The following is a 1,375-nucleotide window of genomic DNA, read 5'->3' as shown; positions in this document are numbered from 1 at the left end:
CTCGTCGACGGCGATGATCTGGAGGCGGGCGTCGCTGACGCGCAGCCGGGCGCGGGCGATCGAGGCTTCGATCTCGCCGCGCTCGCCGAGCAGGCGGGCCCATTCGCGGTTGATGTTGTAGACCTTCGTGCCGTCGATGAAGCCCTTCTCGAACAGGCCGAGATATTTGTTCCGCTCGAGTTCGACCAGGCGCAGCTCCTCGACCTTGGCGACCTTGCGCGCCTCGAGGCCTTTGATCTCCTCGCCGGACTGGACGATGCTGATCTCGAGCTGTTCCTTGCGGCTTTCGCGGTTGGTGCGGTTGCCGTCGAACAACCGGGTCTCGCCCTGGATGATCTGATCCGCCTCGTCGAAGACCTTGGCGAGCTCGGCCGGGAAGGTGATCGCGGCGAGGTTGTCGCGCTCGGCGATCAGGCGGGCCTTGCGGCCGAGATTTTCGCCGAGCTGCGAGCGGATGATCGAGAGCTCGGCCTTGGTCTGGACATCGTCGAGCCAGAACAGGGTCTGGCCAGCCTCGACCCGGTCGCCCTGGCGCACCCCGATCGCCTGGACGATGCCGCCGTCGCGGTGCTGCACCTCCTTGAGGTTCTGGTCGACCTTGACCGAGCCCTGGGCGATCACGGCGCCGTTGAGATGGGCGCTGGCGGCCCAGCCGCCGCAGCCGACGACCAAGAGCAGGGCGAGCGCCGTACCGGCGAGCATATGCCGGCCGAGCCCGAAATTCGGCTCGCGCCCTTCCCTGGCGTCCCCACCGGACTGCGATGCGACACTGCTCTTGATCATGCTCATCTCTCCCGTCAGACGGCCCGGAATGCGAGACGCTGCGGCCCCGCCCCCTCGCCGGGATCAGTAGTAATAAAGCCTGTGACTGCCCTGGATCTCGATCGAGTAGTCCTTCTCGTCATTCTGCTCGAGATAGACATCGACATAGGTGCGGTCGTCGTCACCGATCTTCTCGATGCGGAAGCGGAATGGCCGACCGGAATCGTCGCCCTCGTCGCCATAGGTGCGATCGAAGGCATCGTCGTCGGAACCGCTTCCGCCGTCGTCATCATCGTCATCATCATCGTGCTTGCGGATCTGGTACTGCTTGATGCGGATGCGGTCGCCGGCCTCGAGGTCGAGGATCTGGTGGATCAGGTCGCGATCGTCCTCATCATAGGGCACGTCGAAGGAGAAGGTGTCGTCGCCCGCCCCGCCGGTCAGCGTCACCACATCAGTGCCGATGGTGAAGTGGTCATTGCCGCTGCCGCCATCAATGACGTCATTGCCATCATTGCCCTCGATCCGGTCGTCGCCCGCTCCGCCGAAGAGCCGGTCATGGCCGGCATCGCCCTCAACCCTGTCGTCTCCGTCTCCGCCGACGACGATGTCG

1 protein-coding gene and 1 pseudogene are annotated in these 1,375 nt (G+C 65.0%); both read right to left on the bottom strand.

Features of this window, described 5'->3' with window-relative positions; translation table 11 throughout:
• Window positions 1-783: pseudogene (locus AC1DRP_RS36555) on the bottom strand (HlyD family type I secretion periplasmic adaptor subunit); the annotation flags it as partial.
• Between the two features lie 63 nt (window positions 784-846).
• Window positions 847-1,375, bottom strand: a 529-nt coding sequence (locus tag AC1DRP_RS36550) for a calcium-binding protein (RefSeq protein ID WP_476771137.1), incomplete at its 5' end; no start/stop codon positions are given.

It is taken from the genome of Allobosea sp. 01N443, assembly GCF_056399325.1.
Note: the sequence above shows the minus strand (reverse complement) of the source record. Positions and strands in the feature narration are given on the sequence as shown.